General features: G+C 59.7%; 14 protein-coding genes, 1 tRNA gene and 1 pseudogene. 11 read left to right on the top strand and 5 right to left on the bottom strand.

Translation table 11 applies throughout. The annotated features are described in order from the left end of the window. The first annotated feature begins 5 nt into the window (after window positions 1-5). From ACZM22_RS03010 to ACZM22_RS03000, 3 genes are read left to right on the top strand one after another with little or no spacing between them, the layout of a single operon-like run. Complete coding sequence (locus ACZM22_RS03010; protein WP_483268929.1) at window positions 6-1,076, top strand: ABC transporter permease; 1,071 nt, start codon at window positions 6-8, stop codon at window positions 1,074-1,076. Beyond that, window positions 1,076-1,999, top strand: coding sequence for an ABC transporter permease (locus tag ACZM22_RS03005; RefSeq protein ID WP_489543051.1), 924 nt, complete (start codon window positions 1,076-1,078; stop codon window positions 1,997-1,999). The genes ACZM22_RS03010 and ACZM22_RS03005 overlap by 1 nt, the downstream gene beginning before the upstream one ends. A 58-nt stretch (window positions 2,000-2,057) precedes the next feature. Next, window positions 2,058-3,113: a BMP family ABC transporter substrate-binding protein gene (locus ACZM22_RS03000; protein ID WP_489543050.1), complete on the top strand. Its 1,056-nt coding sequence runs from the start codon at window positions 2,058-2,060 to the stop codon at window positions 3,111-3,113. A 76-nt stretch (window positions 3,114-3,189) separates the two neighbouring features. Here ACZM22_RS03000 and ACZM22_RS02995 read toward each other — a convergent pair whose 3' ends face one another. Continuing rightward, window positions 3,190-3,798, bottom strand: coding sequence for a TetR/AcrR family transcriptional regulator (locus ACZM22_RS02995; RefSeq protein WP_483268932.1), 609 nt, complete (start codon window positions 3,796-3,798; stop codon window positions 3,190-3,192). Window positions 3,799-3,969: 171 nt separating this feature from the next. Here ACZM22_RS02995 and ACZM22_RS02990 point away from each other — a divergent pair. Beyond that, window positions 3,970-4,057: transfer RNA gene (locus ACZM22_RS02990), tRNA-Leu, on the top strand. Window positions 4,058-4,350: 293 nt separating this feature from the next. Here the strand turns inward: ACZM22_RS02990 and ACZM22_RS02985 are convergent. Both ACZM22_RS02985 and ACZM22_RS02980 read right to left on the bottom strand, forming a co-directional pair. After that, the gene (locus ACZM22_RS02985; RefSeq protein WP_489543049.1) at window positions 4,351-5,040 is read right to left on the bottom strand and encodes a YoaK family protein; all 690 of its coding nucleotides are present in this window, start codon (window positions 5,038-5,040) and stop codon (window positions 4,351-4,353) included. A 13-nt stretch (window positions 5,041-5,053) separates the two neighbouring features. Continuing rightward, window positions 5,054-5,356, bottom strand: coding sequence for a hypothetical protein (locus ACZM22_RS02980; RefSeq protein WP_176924755.1), 303 nt, complete (start codon window positions 5,354-5,356; stop codon window positions 5,054-5,056). A 361-nt stretch (window positions 5,357-5,717) separates the two neighbouring features. On the opposite strand from ACZM22_RS02980, the gene ACZM22_RS02975 reads away from it, so the two are divergent. Continuing rightward, a complete protein-coding gene (locus ACZM22_RS02975) occupies window positions 5,718-6,617 on the top strand; it encodes a LysR family transcriptional regulator (protein WP_484424947.1) in 900 nt (299 codons plus the stop codon). Between the two features lie 108 nt (window positions 6,618-6,725). Here ACZM22_RS02975 and ACZM22_RS02970 read toward each other — a convergent pair whose 3' ends face one another. Next, on the bottom strand, window positions 6,726-8,120 hold the full coding sequence (locus tag ACZM22_RS02970) for a sodium-dependent transporter (protein ID WP_489543048.1): 1,395 nt from the start codon (window positions 8,118-8,120) through the stop codon (window positions 6,726-6,728). 71 nt (window positions 8,121-8,191) lie between these two features. Beyond that, window positions 8,192-8,839: a GDSL-type esterase/lipase family protein gene (locus ACZM22_RS02965; RefSeq protein ID WP_484424949.1), complete on the bottom strand. Its 648-nt coding sequence runs from the start codon at window positions 8,837-8,839 to the stop codon at window positions 8,192-8,194. A 279-nt stretch (window positions 8,840-9,118) separates the two neighbouring features. Here ACZM22_RS02965 and ACZM22_RS02960 point away from each other — a divergent pair, with 279 nt between their 5' ends. The 6 genes and pseudogenes from ACZM22_RS02960 to ACZM22_RS02935 all read left to right on the top strand — a co-directional run. After that, window positions 9,119-10,339 carry an aminotransferase-like domain-containing protein gene (locus ACZM22_RS02960; protein ID WP_444053773.1) on the top strand — a complete coding sequence of 407 codons (1,221 nt, stop codon included), beginning with the start codon at window positions 9,119-9,121 and terminating at the stop codon, window positions 10,337-10,339. A gap of 18 nt (window positions 10,340-10,357) precedes the next feature. After that, window positions 10,358-13,876 (top strand): pyruvate:ferredoxin (flavodoxin) oxidoreductase, encoded by a 3,519-nt coding sequence (gene nifJ, locus ACZM22_RS02955; RefSeq protein WP_489543047.1) that lies wholly within the window; start codon window positions 10,358-10,360, stop codon window positions 13,874-13,876. A gap of 98 nt (window positions 13,877-13,974) precedes the next feature. After that, a complete protein-coding gene (locus ACZM22_RS02950; RefSeq protein WP_483269172.1) occupies window positions 13,975-14,856 on the top strand; it encodes a MaoC/PaaZ C-terminal domain-containing protein in 882 nt (293 codons plus the stop codon). A 26-nt stretch (window positions 14,857-14,882) separates the two neighbouring features. Next, window positions 14,883-16,028: an acryloyl-CoA reductase gene (gene acrC / locus ACZM22_RS02945; RefSeq protein WP_483269173.1), complete on the top strand. Its 1,146-nt coding sequence runs from the start codon at window positions 14,883-14,885 to the stop codon at window positions 16,026-16,028. 20 nt (window positions 16,029-16,048) lie between these two features. Further along, the gene (acrB, locus tag ACZM22_RS02940) at window positions 16,049-16,849 is read left to right on the top strand and encodes an acryloyl-CoA reductase electron transfer subunit gamma (RefSeq protein WP_489543046.1); all 801 of its coding nucleotides are present in this window, start codon (window positions 16,049-16,051) and stop codon (window positions 16,847-16,849) included. A 194-nt stretch (window positions 16,850-17,043) separates the two neighbouring features. Then, window positions 17,044-17,172: pseudogene (locus tag ACZM22_RS02935) on the top strand (acryloyl-CoA reductase electron transfer subunit beta); the annotation flags it as partial.

The raw sequence follows: 17,172 nt of genomic DNA, 5'->3' as shown, positions 1-17,172 counted from the left end.
CATACATGGAAAAGTTGAAACGCTCTCTCGGCAGCTTCGCGGTCCCGCTGCTGTCCATCCTGCTGGCCTTTCTCATCGGCGGTATCATCATGGCGGCGCTGGGCGCCGACCCGTTCACGGCGGTGAAATTCCTGTTTCAGGGCGCCTTCGGCTCCCGCGCCAACATCGGCACCACGCTGAACAAAGCTACGCCCCTGATGTTCACCGCGCTGTGCGCCTGCTTCGCCTACAAGTGCGGCGTGTTCAATCTGGGCGGCGAGGGCCAGTTCCTGATGGGCTCCATCGCCGCGTTCCTGACGGCCTATTTCAGCGGCCTCACCGGCTTCGCGGGAATTCTGCTGGCACTGCTGGCCGGTACGCTGGCCGGCGGTATCTGGGGCCTCATCCCCGGCGTGCTGAAGATCACCCGCGGCCAGAACGAGATGATCATCTCCATCATGCTGAATTATGTGGCCACGCTGTTCATGGGCGTGCTCTATACCAGCTGGATCCGGGATGAGAACATCCCTCAGACCCCTGCCGTTTCCAAGCTGGTGCAGCTGCCCCGCGTGATATCCGGCATGCGCTTCACCTGGGGCTTCGTGCTGGCACTGGTGGTGGGCCTCGTGATGTACTACGTGCTGTTCTGGACCAGCGGCGGCTTCAAGCTGCGGGCGGTGGGCTATAACATGACAGCCAGCCGCTTTAACGGAATCCCTGTCAAACGCTATATCCTGACCAGCTTCATCATCTCCGGCGCCATCGCCGGTCTGGGCGGCGGCGCGGAGCTGCTGGGCACCCAGTTCCGCCTCATCAACGGCTTTGGCGCGGGCTACGGCTTCGACGGCGTGGCCATGGCGCTGATCGGTCAGCTGCACCCCATCGCAACGGTGATCGTGGCGCTGTTCTTCGCGGCGCTGCGTGTGGGCTCCACCACCATGCAGGCCGCTACCGGCGTCCCCACCAGTGTGTCGGACATCATTCAGGCGCTGGTGATCGTGTTTTCCGTGGCCGGTATGGCCCTGACGAAGCTGCCGGAGTTCGAGTCCTGGAAGAGCCGGCTGTTTTCCGGAAAGAGAAAGGCGGGTGACAAGTAATGGATTGGATCTCCAGTTTGCTTCTGGCCACCGTTCGCCTGGCCATCCCTCTGCTGCTGATCTCTCTGGCCGAGCTGTACGGACAGCGGGCCGGCATGGTCAACATCGGCCTGGAGGGCCTGGCCGCCATCGGCGCGCTGGTGGGCTTCCTGGCCTGCTACATCACCGGCTCCAACTGGCTGGGCCTGCTGTGCGGCGCGCTGGCCGGTCTGCTGGTCAACATGATCTACGCATTCTCCACGGTGACACTGTGCGCCGACCATACAGTGTACGGCATGGCGATCAACATCTTTGCGCCGGCGCTGGCGTCCTTCATCTACCGCGTGTATTTCGGCACCGGCTCCGACCTGAAGCAGATCGTCACCATGCCCAGCGTCGCCATCCCCGGGCTGAAGGATATCCCTGTCATCGGACCCCTGCTGTTTGACCAGAGCCCCATGGTGTACCTCACGATCCTGCTGGTGGTGTTCACGTCCGTGTTTTTCAACCGCACCCGTGCGGGCCTGAGCTACAAGGCGGTAGGTGAGCATCCCCAGGCTGCCGCCACGCTGGGCATCAACGTCATCGGCGTGAAGTATATCGCCTGCGCCATCTGCGGCGCGCTGGCCGGTATGGGCGGCGCGTACCTGACCACCTGCTACTCCAGCACCTACACCGACGGCATCGTGGCCGGCCGCGGCTTTATCGCCCTGGCTGCCGTCATCTTCGGCCGCTGGAGCGCCGGCGGCGTGCTGCTGGCCTGCCTGTTCTTCGGCTTCTGCGACGCGCTGCAGATCCGGCTCCAGGTATCCGGCATCGGTATCCCCTATCAGTTCTTCCAGATGATTCCCTATGTGGCCACCGTCATCGTGCTGAGTGCCATCGGCACTCGTCAGAGCGGCCCCAAGGCCAACGGTCAGGCATACCGTAAGGAACAGCGGTAATGCGGTAATAACGCGGAAGCGCGTTGTTATAAAAGATTTTATTTAGGAGGAAAAAAGAATGAAGAAGTTTCTTGCGCTGATGCTGGCGCTGGTCATGGCTCTGAGCCTGGTGGCCTGCGGCAGCAAGCCCGCCGGTGGCGACAGCAATACCGGCGACGGCAACGGTGATGCCAACACCGATGGCGACAAGGTCTACAAGGTCGCTATGATCTGCGACTCCAGCATCAACGACGGCGGTTGGGGCGCTGCCTGCTACAACGCCATGGTCGCTGCCTGCGACAAGCAGGGCTGGCAGTACGAGGTCACCGACTCTATTTCTCAGGACCAGTACTACGATTCCATCACCGCCTACTGCGCTCTGGGCTATGACATGATTTACGCTCCCGGCAACCAGTACACCGATGCCGTGCTGCAGGCTGCTGAGGAGTATCCTGACATCGCCTTCGCCCTGCTGAACGGCGCGGAGAAGACCCCCGGCGAGGCTGTCAACGGCAACGTCAGCTCCCTGCTGCCCAACGCCCAGCAGATCGGCTGGATCGCCGGTGCGCTGGCCGGTCTGATGACCGAGAGCGGCAAGCTGGGCTTCATCGGCGGTATGGAGCTGGATACCACCAAGGGCAAGATCGCCGGCTTTGAGGAGGCCGCCAAGTATGTGGCCGCGCAGGAGGGCAAGACGGTCGAGCTGCTGAACGTCCCCTACGCCAACTCCTTCTCCGATGCCCCCAAGGGTAAGGAATTTGCCACCGAGCTGATCAGCCAGGGTGCTGACGTGTTCTTCGGCGACGCCTCCGCCGTTGACTCCGGTGCCCGCGAGGCCATCGATGCCGCCAACGCCGCTGCCGGTTCCGTGAAGATCTACGACATCGGCCAGCCCGCCGACATCCTGGGTCAGAACGAGTGCATCATCTGCTCCCAGGTCACCGATAACTCCGCCATGATCGTTGCCTCCATGCAGGCTGTCGAGGCCGGTACCTTCGGCGGCAACACCGTCTACGGTACACTGGAGAACGGCACCCTGTCCGCCGGTAAGATCAGCGATCTGGTCCCCGCCGATGTGCAGGAGAAGTACAACGCCTACCTGCAGCAGATGGTGGACGGGACCTTCATGAAGTGATCGAGCCATCCGCAGCATAAAAATACCCCCGCGCACACCGGTGCGCGGGGGTATTTTGTTTGTTGCGCGGGAACCCTTACTCCGGCTGCTTCCAGCCGTCCAGCAGCGCCTGGGCCATCCGGCAGCCGCGGGTCACCGGATCGAAGCTCTGCTCGTCGATACGCCACTCAAACAGCATGCCGCGGTGCATCACCACCAGGTCGGCCACCAGCTCGCTGGGGTCGTGGTGAGGGGCGATGCTGCCCTCCTGCTGGCAGGCGGCGATCAGCTCCCGCAGCACGCGGAAGTAGACACGGCTCTCATTATCCTGAAGGATGGCCTGCTCCGGATATTTCAGGCCGTGGATGAAGCTGCGGTACAGGGCGGGGTCTTTGGAGCTGATGTCCAGCGACTTGCCTACAAAGTCCAGCAGCTTGCTGCGGGCGGAGGAGGCGTTGTCGGCCAGGTACGACTGCTCCAGCAGCTGGTACTGGGCGTCCACGTTGCTGGTGACCTGGATGATAAGCTCATCCTTGCTCTTGAAGTAGTGATAGATATTGCCCACGGAGCAGCCGGCGGCCTGCGCGATCTGCTCCACGGCCACATTTTCAAAGCCGTCCCTGTCAAACAGGTCCAGCGCCACGTTCTGGATGCGGGAGCGCATCTCCAGTGCCTGCCGTTTGCGGGCGGTCAGCGGTTTTTCCATACGTTCTCCTTTGGCAATTTTTTGTTATCATACCAGCTTTTTTATCTCAGGTCAAGGCGGCAGGAGGGGACAGATGTCGACAAAGATCGTTAAAGAAAAGATTTTCAAAAAATCGAAAAAGAGGGGTTGACATTTGGGGGGGACATGACTATAATAACACTTGTTCGTGACGCGCGAGTGGTGGAATTGGCAGACTCGCTAGATTCAGGTTCTAGTGTGCATTACGCACGTGCGGGTTCAAGTCCCGCCTCGCGCACCAACAGGAAAACCCTTGAAGCCGCAAGGCTTCGAGGGTTTTTTCTTTTCTTCGGAGCAGTTTTGGCCTTATTGGTCAACCGGCGGAAACCGTGCGCCGCAGACGCCAGATAGATGCCTGTCACGTCGGGCTCCTTGTGTCCCGGCAGGCGGGGCACGGTGAAATGGGCGCCCCGAGTCTTTTCCTCCGTGCTATCATAGCGCCATGATTTCACTAACCACACTTTTCTTTTCCATGAAGGAAACCTCGAAAAACGGCCCCAACTGCGGCAGGGAGAGCGCAGTTGGAGCCGTTTTTTATGCATTCAGCTTTTCTTCCTCGTCGTGGACGAACATAATGAGAAAACTGACGGTCAGCAGGCCGCAGGACAGCCAGATCGTCCCCGCGCCCCAGTGGAGGGTGGCTATGCTGCCGATACCCGCGCCCAGCGCGAACAGCAGCACCACACCGAAATACGTCAGCGCCTTGCGGAGTATTTCCTTATCCCTCGTATGGAAGTAGGCGCACAGCGCCTCCGTTCCGCTGCGCATATTGCCAATGCACATGGTGCTGGCGTAGGCGTGGCCCCGCACCTTGCGGAAGGTCTGCACCTGCATGGCGCACACGAAGGACACCACGGCGTTGGCAGTGGTGTTCAGCGTCTCCGGCAGGAAGCCCACCGCCGCCAGCAGTACGATCTCCGCCAGAATGATGAGCTGCCGCCAGTGTACCTTCTCCATCCGCTTGAAGTGCCGGTGGACGCACTCCGCGATGTAGATACCCAGCAGGAACGCCAGCACGGGGACTAAGTAGCGCAGCGCCTGTCCCCAGTCTCCCTCGAATAGATGCGTACTCAGCAGCACGATGTTGCCGGTCTGGGCGTTGGCGAACACCTTGCCGCGGCAGCAATAGGTATAGGCGTCCTGCAATCCTCCGGATAGGATGATGAAAAAGGCCGTCAGCATGGAATCGGACATTTGCCCGTGGTGCTTTTGCAGGAATAGCATGTGTTCCGCCGCCTCACTTTGCCACAGGCGCGTCCAGCCAGTAGATGACGTAGCACTCCTGCATCTCGCCCATATAGAAGAAGATGTTTTCGCCCATCTCGATGTGCTCGCCGAAGGTCAGATCAGGCACGAACAGCCGTCCGCTGGTGCGCTTGGGGCCCTTGATGGTAAAGCCCTCCGCTGTGGGATGCTGCCGCAGCTCATTGGCGGCTTCCTCCAGACCGGGGAAGTGCAGCGTCCGCTCCAGCTCCGCCAGCTGCGTCGCGCCGTTGATATAGACCAGGTGATTTTCGTCCTTGAACCAGTTGATACGCATGATACGTCCTCCTTGGTGGTGATGTGGGTAGTATAGCACAGTGTGCAGGGTTTGTCACCCCTTGTATGCCTGCTGCCGGTCGCGGCCCGTTCCCCGTGCCGGACGCTATCATGCACACACTGCATGATACGCGTCTGCGGCGCTGGGGGTATCCGTACAGAGAAAAAACGTAAATTGTGCAGATTTATGTGCCGCCGCACTTGCCAAGCTCTCGCAAAAAGGCTACAATAACAAAATGAAAGAGATTCAACCCGTGTTGAATCTTGCACAATAATGTATTGAAAAAAACGCGCCGCACTGTCAAAGTAACCACCGTCACGGGGGATACAGCACGACAGAATGGTAAGAAAGGAGGATACTTGTGATAGACATCAGTTATCGTATTTTTGATTTGGTGGCCAGCACCAACAGCCTGACAAAAACGGCGGAGATCGTACACCTGACACCATCTGCGGTGAGCCATTCTCTGCGAAAGCTGGAGGAACGGCTGGGAATGCAGTTGGTGGTCCGCAACCGCGATGGTCTGCGGCTGACCCAATACGGTCAGGAGCTGATCCCCCATGTCCGCTATGCGCTGAAGGCGGAGGAGCGGCTGCAGCAGGAGATCGTGCGGATCTGTGATATACGTACCGGTATCCTGAATGTGGGCGTATTCAGCAGCGTGGGCTGCAATTGGATGCCTGACATTATGCTGCGGATGCAGAAGGAGTATCCCCAGATCAAGATGTATATTCACCAGGGCAGCTATACCGGACTGGAGGCGGCTGTGGCAAATGGGGAGCTGGACGCGGCATTTGTATCGGTGCCTATCACTGGCAGCATTCCGGCGTACCCGCTGCTGCATGACAGACTGATGTGCATTACGCCGAAGTCCTTTGAAGCGGAAAACGGAGATTATATTACGCTGGAGGATCTGCGGAAGAACACGCTGATCCTGCCGCACGCGGAATCCGACTTTGACGCGCGGGCCTTCCTGTCCGCCAACAATATCGAGATGGAAAATCCGCACCAGTTGGCAGATGACGCGCTGATTATCGCCATGGTGGAAAGCGGACAGGGCATCAGCATTATGCCGGAGCTGGTGCTGGACTATCTGGGCGGAAACATCCGCGTGTTTCCTATCGAGGGCGCGCCGTTCCGCACCATCGGTATCGCTACACAGCGCAGCGAGTACGTGACCCCCGTGACGAAGATCTTCGTGCGGACGGTGCAGGATTATGTGGCGCAGCGATATCCCGAAGAGCTGCCCTACTTCCGTTGAGTGCAGCAGAAAACTGAAGAAGCATAGAAAAAAGCGGACGCTGCTGAACAGCGTCCGCTTTTTTCGCGCCGGGAAAATGCAGAGAAAAAGGGGAATGAGGCGGAAAAATCACAGGGAGATAATACCGATAGAGCTGAGCACCACGATGAGCGTGATGATGGGGCAGATGTAGCGGATGAGGAAGGTGAAGATACTCTTCCAAGTGAACTTGAACTTGCCGCCCTTTTCTACCTCCTCGATAACGGCAGCGGGCTTCCAGATCCAGCCAACGAAGATGCACAGAGCCAGGGCTGCCACAGTGGCGAAGCAGTTCTCGCACAGGTAGTCGATGGAGTCCAGAATGTCGGTATCCTTGCCCATCCAGCTCAGCATGCGCACGCCGCTGAGGGAGCTGTAACCCAGAGAAACGGGGATGGCGATGATCAAGTTGGCGGCCAGCGCCAGCAGGGTGCCCTTCTTGTTGCTCCAGCCCCAGTGCTCGCAGGGGATGGCGGCGTTGGCAGCGGTCATACCGATCACGGAGCTGATAGCGGCAAAGAACACGGCAACGAAGAACATGAAGCCGAAAATGGCGCCGCCGGGCATGCTCTCAAAGACGGCTTTCATGGTGATGAACAGCATACCTGCGCCGGTAGAGGGGGAATAGCCAAATGCAAAAGCGGCGGGAATGGTGGCCAGAGCGGCCAGCAGAGCGACGACCATGTCACCCAGAGGAACCAGCAGGGCATTCTTGGCCAGGTCACTGTCGTCAGGGGCATAGGAGCCATACATCAGGTTGGTACCGAAGCCGACGTTCAGGGAGAAGAACATCTGGGCCAGGGCGATGCCGAACACGGTGAGCCAGCCGCCGGAGCTCATAACATTCTCGGTGCTGGGCTGGAACAGGAACTCGATGCCCGCCTCGGCGCCGGGCAGGGTGCAGGCGCGGATGGCCACAACGATCAGCAGAACGACCAGCGCGGGGATCATCCACTTGCAGGCCTTCTCGATACCGCCGGCCATGTTCTTGCGGACGCAGAGATAGGCGAGAAGCAGGCCCAGGAAGGTCCAGACCAGGGGCTCCACAGGGTTGGAGATGAACATGGAGAAGTATTCGGCGCTGTCCATGGTCCAGAAGGTGCTGGCGGGATTAAAGATCGCGATGCCGAATTCCACCATGTACTTGATGATCCAGCCGAACAGCAGGCAGTAGAAGCCCATAACGCCTACGCAGACGATGGCGTTCAGGATACCGACGAACTTCCATTTCCGGTTCAGCTCTGTCCAGGCTGCGATGGGGCCCTTGCGCATCTTGCGGCCAATCGCGTACTCGGACAGGGTCATGGGAATGCCCAGCAGCAGCGCCACCACGACGTAGATGATCAGGAAGTAGAAGCCGCCGCCGCGGCCCAGCTTGGAGGGGAAGCCCCAAACATTGCCCAGGCCGACAGCGCCGCCGATACAGGCCAGCATCATGCCGAGGTTGGAGCTGAATTTAGAGCGTTTGACATTTTTTTCTTCCATTTTCTCTTGATCTCCTCTTCTATTTAATTTTGTAACACAGGGCTGACAGCCCAATTACAACAGGGGGAACTTCAGGAAAGCATGGTGTGTACCATTTCATAGACCAGCTCGCTCATTTTGGCGTGGCCCTCCTCGTCCAGATGGACGCCGTCCACCTTGCCGGGCTTGATGAACTGAGCCGCGTCGATGAACTCGACATCCAGCTGCTCGGCCACGGTGCGCAGGCACTTGCCCAGCTGGCGGCTGTTGTCGATGCTGGTCTGATCCGTCACATCGTTTTCCTTGAAGGTCAGGCGATCCTCCGTGATCTCTACCGGAGAGATCAGCAGGATCTTCATCTTCTCGCCGGGACGGTCGACCCCCAGCTTTCGTGCCGTTTCCAGCATATACTGCACGGCGCGGGCGGTGGAGATGGGATTGCCGGCGGGAATATTGGACTGAAAATCGTTGGTGCCCAGCATAAAGACCAATACATCAATAGGAGCCGCGCTGCGGAGGACTGCGGGCATGGTCTTCAGACCGTTCAGCTCCGGATCAAAGGGATCGTCAAAGACGGTGGTGCGTCCGGTGAGACCTTCCTCGACCACGGTGTAGTCCTGATAGCCCAGCTTTTCCTGCAGGCGGGCCGGCCAGCGGATGCTCTCGTCATATCGCTCACCGGTAATGGGAATATAGCCCCAGGTATTGGAATCGCCGAAACAGACAATGCGTTTTTTCATATGGGGGGTTCCTCCTTGTCCTGTTTTGTCAGATCGGCCTTCTGCCGACGCCGTCTTTTCAGACGGTAGACAGAACGCACAAAGCGCTTCGCTTGTATGCAGGTATCATAGCACACTCTGCACAGCTTTGCGTTGAAGAAAATTCAAGTGGGGTGTGAATTACTTGCGGAGACAGATGCGCCGCATAGTGCTACAATGCAGACAACCGACCATACCGGCATGACCGCCATGTGTCGGCGCGGCAGAAAACACCGCGGTAAGGAAAAGGAGGAGCATTTTATGATACAATACGCAAAACGCATGGGCGCCATGGCCTACACGGCCAACGTGGTCAGCAACTTATTTGGCGCGATGACAAACCCCGATATTATTTCTTTCGGCGGCGGCGCGCCGGCCAAGGAGGCCCTGCCCATCGACATCCTGCGCCAGCTGACGGATGAGGTCATCCGGAAGGACAAGCGCGGCGTGGAGGCTCTGCAGTACGGCCCTCTCAGCGGCACCAAGGACATGAAAGAGGTCATTGTCAACGAGCTGCTGCTCCCCAAGGGTGTGAAGTGTACCACTGACAATGTGATGGTGGTGGCCGGCGGCCTGGAGGGCATCAACCTGACCTGCCAGGTCTATATTGACCCGGGCGACGTGATTCTGGTAGAATCCCCCACCTTCGTACACTCCGTGGAGATTTTTGAGATGTTCGAGGCCAAGTGCATTGGCGTGGACATGGACGAGGACGGCATGAAGATGGACGATCTGGAGGCGAAGATCCAGAAGTACCATCCCAAAATGATTTACGTGATCCCCACCTTCCAGAATCCCAGCGGCCGTACTCTGAGCCTGGAACGCCGGAAGAAGGTGGCGGAGCTGTCCGCCAAGTACAATGTGCTGGTGCTGGAGGACGACCCCTACCGTGATATTCGATACAGCGGAGAGGACCTGCCTCCCATCAAGTGCTTCGACACCGTGGGCAACGTGGTGGTGGCCAACAGCTTCTCCAAGATCTTCTCCCCCGGCGTGCGCCTGGGCTATGTGATGGCGGAGCCGGAGACCATCCACTATCTGACGGAGGCCAAGTCCGCCACCAACTCCCATACCTCCATGCTGCCCCAGGTGCTGTGCGCCGAGTTCTTCAAGCGCGGCTACTATCCCGCACACCACAAGATGCTGTGCGACCTGTACCGCCAGCGTCGGGACGCCATGCTGGAGTGCATCGACAAGTATTTCCCCGAGGGCACCAAGCACAGCTTCCCCGACGGCGGCCTGTTCACCTGGGTGGAGCTGCCCGGCGACATTGACACCGCGGAGCTGCTGAAGGAGTCCAGTACTGATCCGGAAGTGGGCGTGGCATTCGTGGCCGGCGCGGGCTTCTTCGTGGGCGGCAGCGGCGCGGGCCGCAACTGCATGCGCATGAGCTTCGGCAACAATTCTCCGGAGAAGATCCGCGAGGGCGTGATGAAGCTGGGCAAGCTGATCGAGAAGAAACTGGCTCAGCAGAGCAAGTAATCGAAAGGAGCAGCAGAAATGACGAAACGCAGAATGAAATCCATGGACGGCAACACCGCGGCGGCATACGCTTCCTATGCCTTTACCGACGTGGCCGCCATCTACCCCATTACCCCTTCCTCCGACATGGCCCAGCACATTGATGAGTGGGCCGCCACCGGCAAGAAGAATATCTTCGGCGAGACCGTGCAGGTGGTAGAGATGCAGTCCGAGGGCGGCGCTTCCGGCGCTGTTCACGGCTCCCTGCAGGCGGGCGCCCTCACCAGCACCTACACCTCCTCTCAGGGCCTGATGCTGATGATCCCCAATATGTTCAAGATCGCAGGCGAGCTGCTGCCCGGCGTGTTCCATGTGGCCTCCCGACTGGTGGCCTCCAACGGTCTGGGCATCTTCTGCGACCACAGCGATGTGATGACCATCCGCACCACCGGCTTTGCCATGCTGTCCTCTGCCAGCGTGCAGCAGGCCATGGACATGGCAGCCGTGGCACACCTGAGCGCCATCAAGGGCCGCGTGCCGTTCCTGCACTTCTTTGACGGCTTCCGCACCAGCCACGAGATCCAGAAGATCGAGGTGCTGGAGTATGACGAGCTGGCACAGCTGGTAGACAAGGACGCCATCAACGCCTTCCGCCGCAGCGCCATGAATCCCGATCATCCCAGCGTCCGCGGCACCGTGCAGAACGCCGATATCCACTTCCAGCAGCGCGAGGTCATCAATAAGTATTGGAAAGAACTGCCCGATGTGGTAGAATCCTACATGGGTGAGATCAACAAGCTCACCGGACGGGATTACCACCTGTTCAACTACTACGGCGCGCCGGATGCGGAGCGCATGATCGTGGCCATCGGCTCCATGACCCAGACCATCGAGGAAGTGGTGGACGCGCTGAACGCCAAGGGCGAGAAGGTCGGCCTGCTGACCGTGCATCTGTACCGCCCGTTCTCTCTGGAGCACTTCTTCAAATACATTCCCAAGACCGTGAAGGTCATTACCGCGCTGGACCGCGTCAAGGAGATCAATGCGCAGGCTGAGCCCCTGTACATGGATGTCAAGACCGCGTTCTACGGCAGAGAGCATCAGCCCGTGGTGGTGGGCGGCCGTATCGGCGTGGGCGGCAAGGACATTCGTCCGTACCACATCTATCAGGTGTTTGAGAACATGAAGGCCGCGTGTCCCAAGGATCATTTCACCGTGGGCATCATCGACGACATGTACGACAGCGATCTGCCTGCCGTGGATGAGATCGTCATCGACCATGCCGGCACCACCGCCTGCAAGTTCTGGGGTCTGGGCTCCGACGGCACCGTGGGCGCCAACAAGAGCGCCGTGAAGATCATCGGCGACAACACCGACAAGTATGCGCAGGCTTATTTCGCCTACGACTCCAAGAAGTCCGGCGGCGTCACCGTATCCCATCTGCGCTTTGGCGACACCCCCATCCGCTCCACCTATCTGATCGACAAGGCGGACTTCATCTCCTGCTCCCAGCAGTCCTATGTCAGCAAGTATGACGTTCTGGCCGGTCTGAAGGACGGCGGCACATTCCTGCTGAACACCATGTGGGACGATGCGGCGCTGGAGCACAACCTGCCCGCCGAGATGAAGCGCTATCTGGCGCAGCACCACATCCGGTTCTACACCATCGACGCTGTGGACATCGCCCGCAATCTGGGTCTGGGCAACCGCACCAATATGATCATGCAGTCCGCGTTCTTCAAGCTGGCGGACATCATCCCCATTCAGGATGCCGTCAAGTATCTGAAGGATTCCATCGCCGTGACCTACGGCAAGAAGGGCGACGATGTGGTGGCCATGAACTGTGCCGCCGTGGATCAGGGCATCACCGGCCTTCACGAGGTGGCTGTGCCCGCGTCTTGGGCGGACGCTGTGGACGCGCCTGCGGCCGAGACCAGAGAGGTGCCCGACTACATCAGGAACTTCCTGGAGCCCGTGAACCGCATGGAGGGCGACAACATCCCCGTCAGCGGCCTGCTGCCCGTGCAGGACGGCGCGTATCCTACCGGCACCTCCGCTTACGAAAAGCGCGGCGTTGCCATCCGCGTGCCCCACTGGGACGCCGAGAAGTGCATCCAGTGCAACCAGTGCTCCTTTGTGTGCCCCCACGGCTGCATCCGTCCCATCCTGACCACACCGGAAGAGACTGCGGCGGCTCCCGAGGGCTATGTGACCAAGCCTGCCAACGGCGCCAAGGAGTATCAGTTCCGCATCGCCATTTCCCCCAACGACTGCACCGGCTGCGGCAACTGCGTCAACGTGTGTCCCGCCAAGGAGAAGGCTCTGGATATGCGCCTGCTGGAGCAGGAGCAGGACGAGGCCGCTCGCTGGGACTACGTGGCCGCTCTGCCCGAGAAGAAGAACCCCTTCAACAAGCTCACCGTCAAGGGCAGCCAGTTCGAAAAGCCCCTGTTCGAGTTCTCCGGCGCCTGCGCCGGCTGCGGCGAGACGCCCTACATCAAGCTGGTCACCCAGCTGTTCGGCGACCGCATGATGATCGCTAACTCCGCCGGCTGCGCCCATGTGTTCTCCGGCAGCGTGCCCTCCGCGCCTTACTGCAAGAATGAAAAGGGCCGCGGCCCCGCGTGGAACAGCTCCCTGTTTGAAGATACCGGCGAATTCGGTCTGGGCATGTTCCTGGGCACCCGTCAGGTGCAGAAGGAGATGGCCTCTCTGGCCAAGAAGATCCTGGAGCTCCACGCCAGCAGCGAGCTGGATGCGGCGCTGACGGACTGGCTGGACAACCAGATGGTGTCCAAGGGCACCCGCGAGCGCGCGGACCGCGTGATCGCCGCTCTGGAGCCCGTGAAGGAGAGCAGCGAACTGCTGACCGAGCTGTACGAGAACAAGGACTATCTGCCCAAGCGTTCCCAGTGGCTCATCGGCGGCGACGGCTGGTCTTACGACATCGGCTACGGCGGACTGGACCACGCTCTGGCGGCCGGCGAGAACATCAACGTTCTGGTGCTGGATACCGAGGTGTATTCCAATACCGGCGGACAGGCTTCCAAGGCGACCCCCACCGCGGCGATCGCCAAGTTTGCCGCCAGCGGCAAGCGTACCAAGAAGAAGGATCTGGGCCGCATCTTCATGACCTACGGCTACATCTACGTGGCGCAGGTGTGCATCGGCGCCGACAAGGCGCAGACGCTGAAGGCGCTGGCCGAGGCCGAGGCTTATCCCGGCCCCTCCATCGTCATCGCCTACTGCCCCTGCATCAACCACGGCATCAAGACCGGCATGGGCCTGAGCCAGATGGAAGCCAAGCACGCCGTGGACTGCGGCTACTGGGCGCTGTATCGCTACAATCCCCAGCTGGTGGGCACCGGCGTGAATCCCTTCACGCTGGATTCCAAGGAGCCCACCATGTCCTTCCGCGAGTTCCTGATGAACGAGGTCCGCTACGCCTCCCTGCTGAAGGCGTTCCCCGATGAGGCGGAGGGCCTTCTGGAAAAGACCGAGAAGGACGCCATGGAGCGGCTGGCCTACTACAAGAAGCTGGCTGCCGAAAAGGAATAAAGAGCCAGGCAGCGTTGCGCCTGCGACAGACGGGCGCACCAACTCCGTGTTGGTGCGCCCGTTTCTGAGGTAAAACAATACGAGAAGGGAGCTTGACCATGGAAAAGGTCGATCTGACACAGCTGATAGGACTGCGGACGGAACCCCGCTATATGGAGTACAACTGGCGGGACATCGCACTGTACGCGCTGGCGGTGGGTGCCAAGGCGGAGGATCTGCAATACACCTATGAAAAGGTTCTGAAAGCGCTGCCCACCTACGGGACGATCCCCTACTGGGGCACGGTGAATGTAAAGCCGTATCAATGGATGCCGCTGCCCGCCTCCATGATCGCCAACGAACTGATCAAGCCCACCATTTCTTTTTTGAACATGGATCATGAGATCATCATGCACCGCCCCATCGATCCGATCAAGGGAACGTTTCAGTATCAGGATGTGATCACCGACGTGTACGATCGGGGCGAAGGCAAGGGCGCGGTGATCAAGACGCGGGTGGATGTGCGGGACGAGGCCGGCAACGCGGTCTGCACCAATTATTCCACCACATTTTTCCACGAGGCCGGCGGCTTTGGCGGGAAGCCCATGCCCAAGAGCCCCGTGGTCATTCCGGAGCGGAAGCCGGATGTGGAAGCAGACGACTATATCAGCCCCGTGCAGAATCTGCTGTACCGGCTGACGGGGGACACCAATCTGGTGCATGTAGATCCGGAATATGCGCAGAAGATGGGCTTTGAGTCCTCCTTTATGCAGGGCCTTTGTTCCTTTGGCTTTGCCTGCCGGATGGCGATAGCGGCCCTGATCCCCGGGGAGCCGGAGCGCATGACGCGCATGGCCGCCCAGATGAGCAGCGTGCTGTATCCGGATACGCCGGTGCGGCTGGAGCTGTGGCATGCAGGTGAGAAGCAGGCATACTTCCGCCTGATGAATTTGAAAACAGGAAAACCCGTGCTGAACCGCGGCGTTTTTGAATGGAAATAGAGGATCGGAAGAGAAAGGAGCAAGACATGAATTTTGAACTGACAAAAGAGCAGGCTTTGCTGAAGAAGGCGGCACAGCAGTTTGCAGAAAATACACTGGAGCCCACCGCGGCGGAGCTGGATGAGACCCACGTTTTCCCCGTGGAGAACTTCAAGCAGATGGCACGTTACGGCTTCACCGGCATCGGTGTGCCCAAGGAGTACGGCGGTGTGGGCGGCGGCATGACCGAGGAGGTCATCGCGGTGTCCGAGTTCGCCAAGAAGTGCATGGCCTCCGCAGCCACCCTGTCCATCCACCTCATCGCACCCCAGGCCATCGCCAAGTACGGCACCGAGGCCCAGAAGCAGAAGTACCTGCCCCGCCTGACCAAGGGCGGCGAGCTGGGTGCCTTTGCCCTGACGGAGCCCGGCGCCGGCAGCGACGCGGCCCGGGCCCAGACCACGGCCATTCTGGATACGGAGACCAACGAGTATGTGCTCAACGGCACCAAATGCTTCATCTCCGGCGGCAGCCGCGCCGGTGTGCTGGTGGTGTTCGCCCTGACGAACCCCGCTGCGGGGCTGAAGGGGATGTCCGCCATCATTGTGGAGGCCGGTACGCCCGGCTTCACGGTGGGCAAGGTGGAGAACAAGATGGGCCTGCGGGGCAGCGAGACCGCGGAACTGATCTTCGAGGATTGCCGCGTACCGGCGGAGAACCTGCTGGGGCAGGAGGGCAAGGGCTTCAAGATCGCCATGCAGGCGCTGGACGGCGCCCGCATCGGCGTGGGCGCCCAGAGCATCGGCCTTGCCGAGGGTGCGCTGGAGCTGACGGTGAAATATATGCACGAACGTGTCCAGTTCGGCAAGCCCATCGCCACGCTGCAGGGCCTGCAGTGGTATGTGGCGGATATGGCTACCAAGACTGAGGCGGCCAAGTGGCTGACCTACTACGCCGCGTATCTGGATGACAGCGGCAAGCCCTTCGGCAAGGAGGCGGCTATGTGCAAGCTCAACGCCTCTGAAAACGCGCGGTTCGTCACGAATCTGGCACTGCAGATCCACGGCGGCTACGGCTATATGCACGACTATCCTCTGGAGCGGATGTACCGCGATGCAAAGATCACGGAAATTTACGAAGGCACCAGCGAGATCCACAAGGTGGTCATTTCCCGCGCCGTGCTGGGCAAGTAATTGAGGAGGTAAAAGGTAAAATGAAAATCATCGTCACTGTAAAGCAGGTTCCCGATACCTCCGGTAAGGTGGCCGTGAACCCCGATGGCACTCTGGACCGTGCGTCCATGCAGACCATCATCAACCCCGATGACATGAACGCCGTTGAGGCGGCTCTGACTCTGAAGGACGAGCTGGGCTGCAAGGTCGTGGCGTTCACCATGGGTCCCCCTCCCGCCGAGGGCATGCTGCGTGAGCTGATGGCCATGGGCGTGGACGAGGGCGTTCTGGTCACCGCTCGTGAGTTCGGCGGTTCCGATACCTACGCTACCTCCCAGATCATCGCCGCTGCCATCGACACCTACGGCATCGACGAGGATGACATCATCCTGGCTGGCCGTCAGGCCATCGACGGCGATACCGCACAGGTGGGCCCCCAGATCGCTGAGAAGCTGCATCTGCCCCAGGTCACCTATGCCGGTGAGATCACCAAGGACGGCGACACGCTGACCGTGAAGCGCATGCTGGAGGACGGCTACATGACCATCAAGGTCAAGACCCCCTGCATGATCACCTGCATCAAGGAGCTGAACACCCCGCGTTACCTGTCCGTGGGCGGCGCGTTCGAGTGCTACAGCAAGCCTCTGGTCACCATGACCTATGAGACGCTGAAGGATCACGAGCTGATCGATGCCACCACCATCGGTCTGAAGGGTTCTCCTACCAACATTCTGACCTCCTTCACGCCCCCTCAGAAGGGCGCGGGCATGATGCTCGAGGGCGCTGACAAGGCTACCACCGACAAGCTGGCGGGCATTCTGGCCGCCAAGCACATCATCTAAAAATACTTCACAAAAATGCAAGCATTTTTGTGAGCATTTCGGCAGACTGCGCGCACTCGCTGCGCTCGCACACTCCGCTTGCCGAGCGGTATTTTTCGCCACGTACACGCCGCGGCGAAAAAACGTGATTGCAGCTTGCCGAATCGAAACGTGCTGAAATGCTTGTCAAATCTGAAAGAAGGGAACTTAAAAATATGTCTTTTAATAGTTCGGACATTCAGTCCTTCAAAAACGTATGGGTTTTCTGCGAGCAGCGTCAGGGCGTGATGATGCCCACAACCTTCGAACTGATCTCCGAGGGCCGGAAGCTGGCCAACGAGCTG

It is taken from the genome of Vescimonas sp., from assembly GCF_057856985.1.
This window is presented reverse-complemented; position numbering and strand designations above follow the sequence as displayed.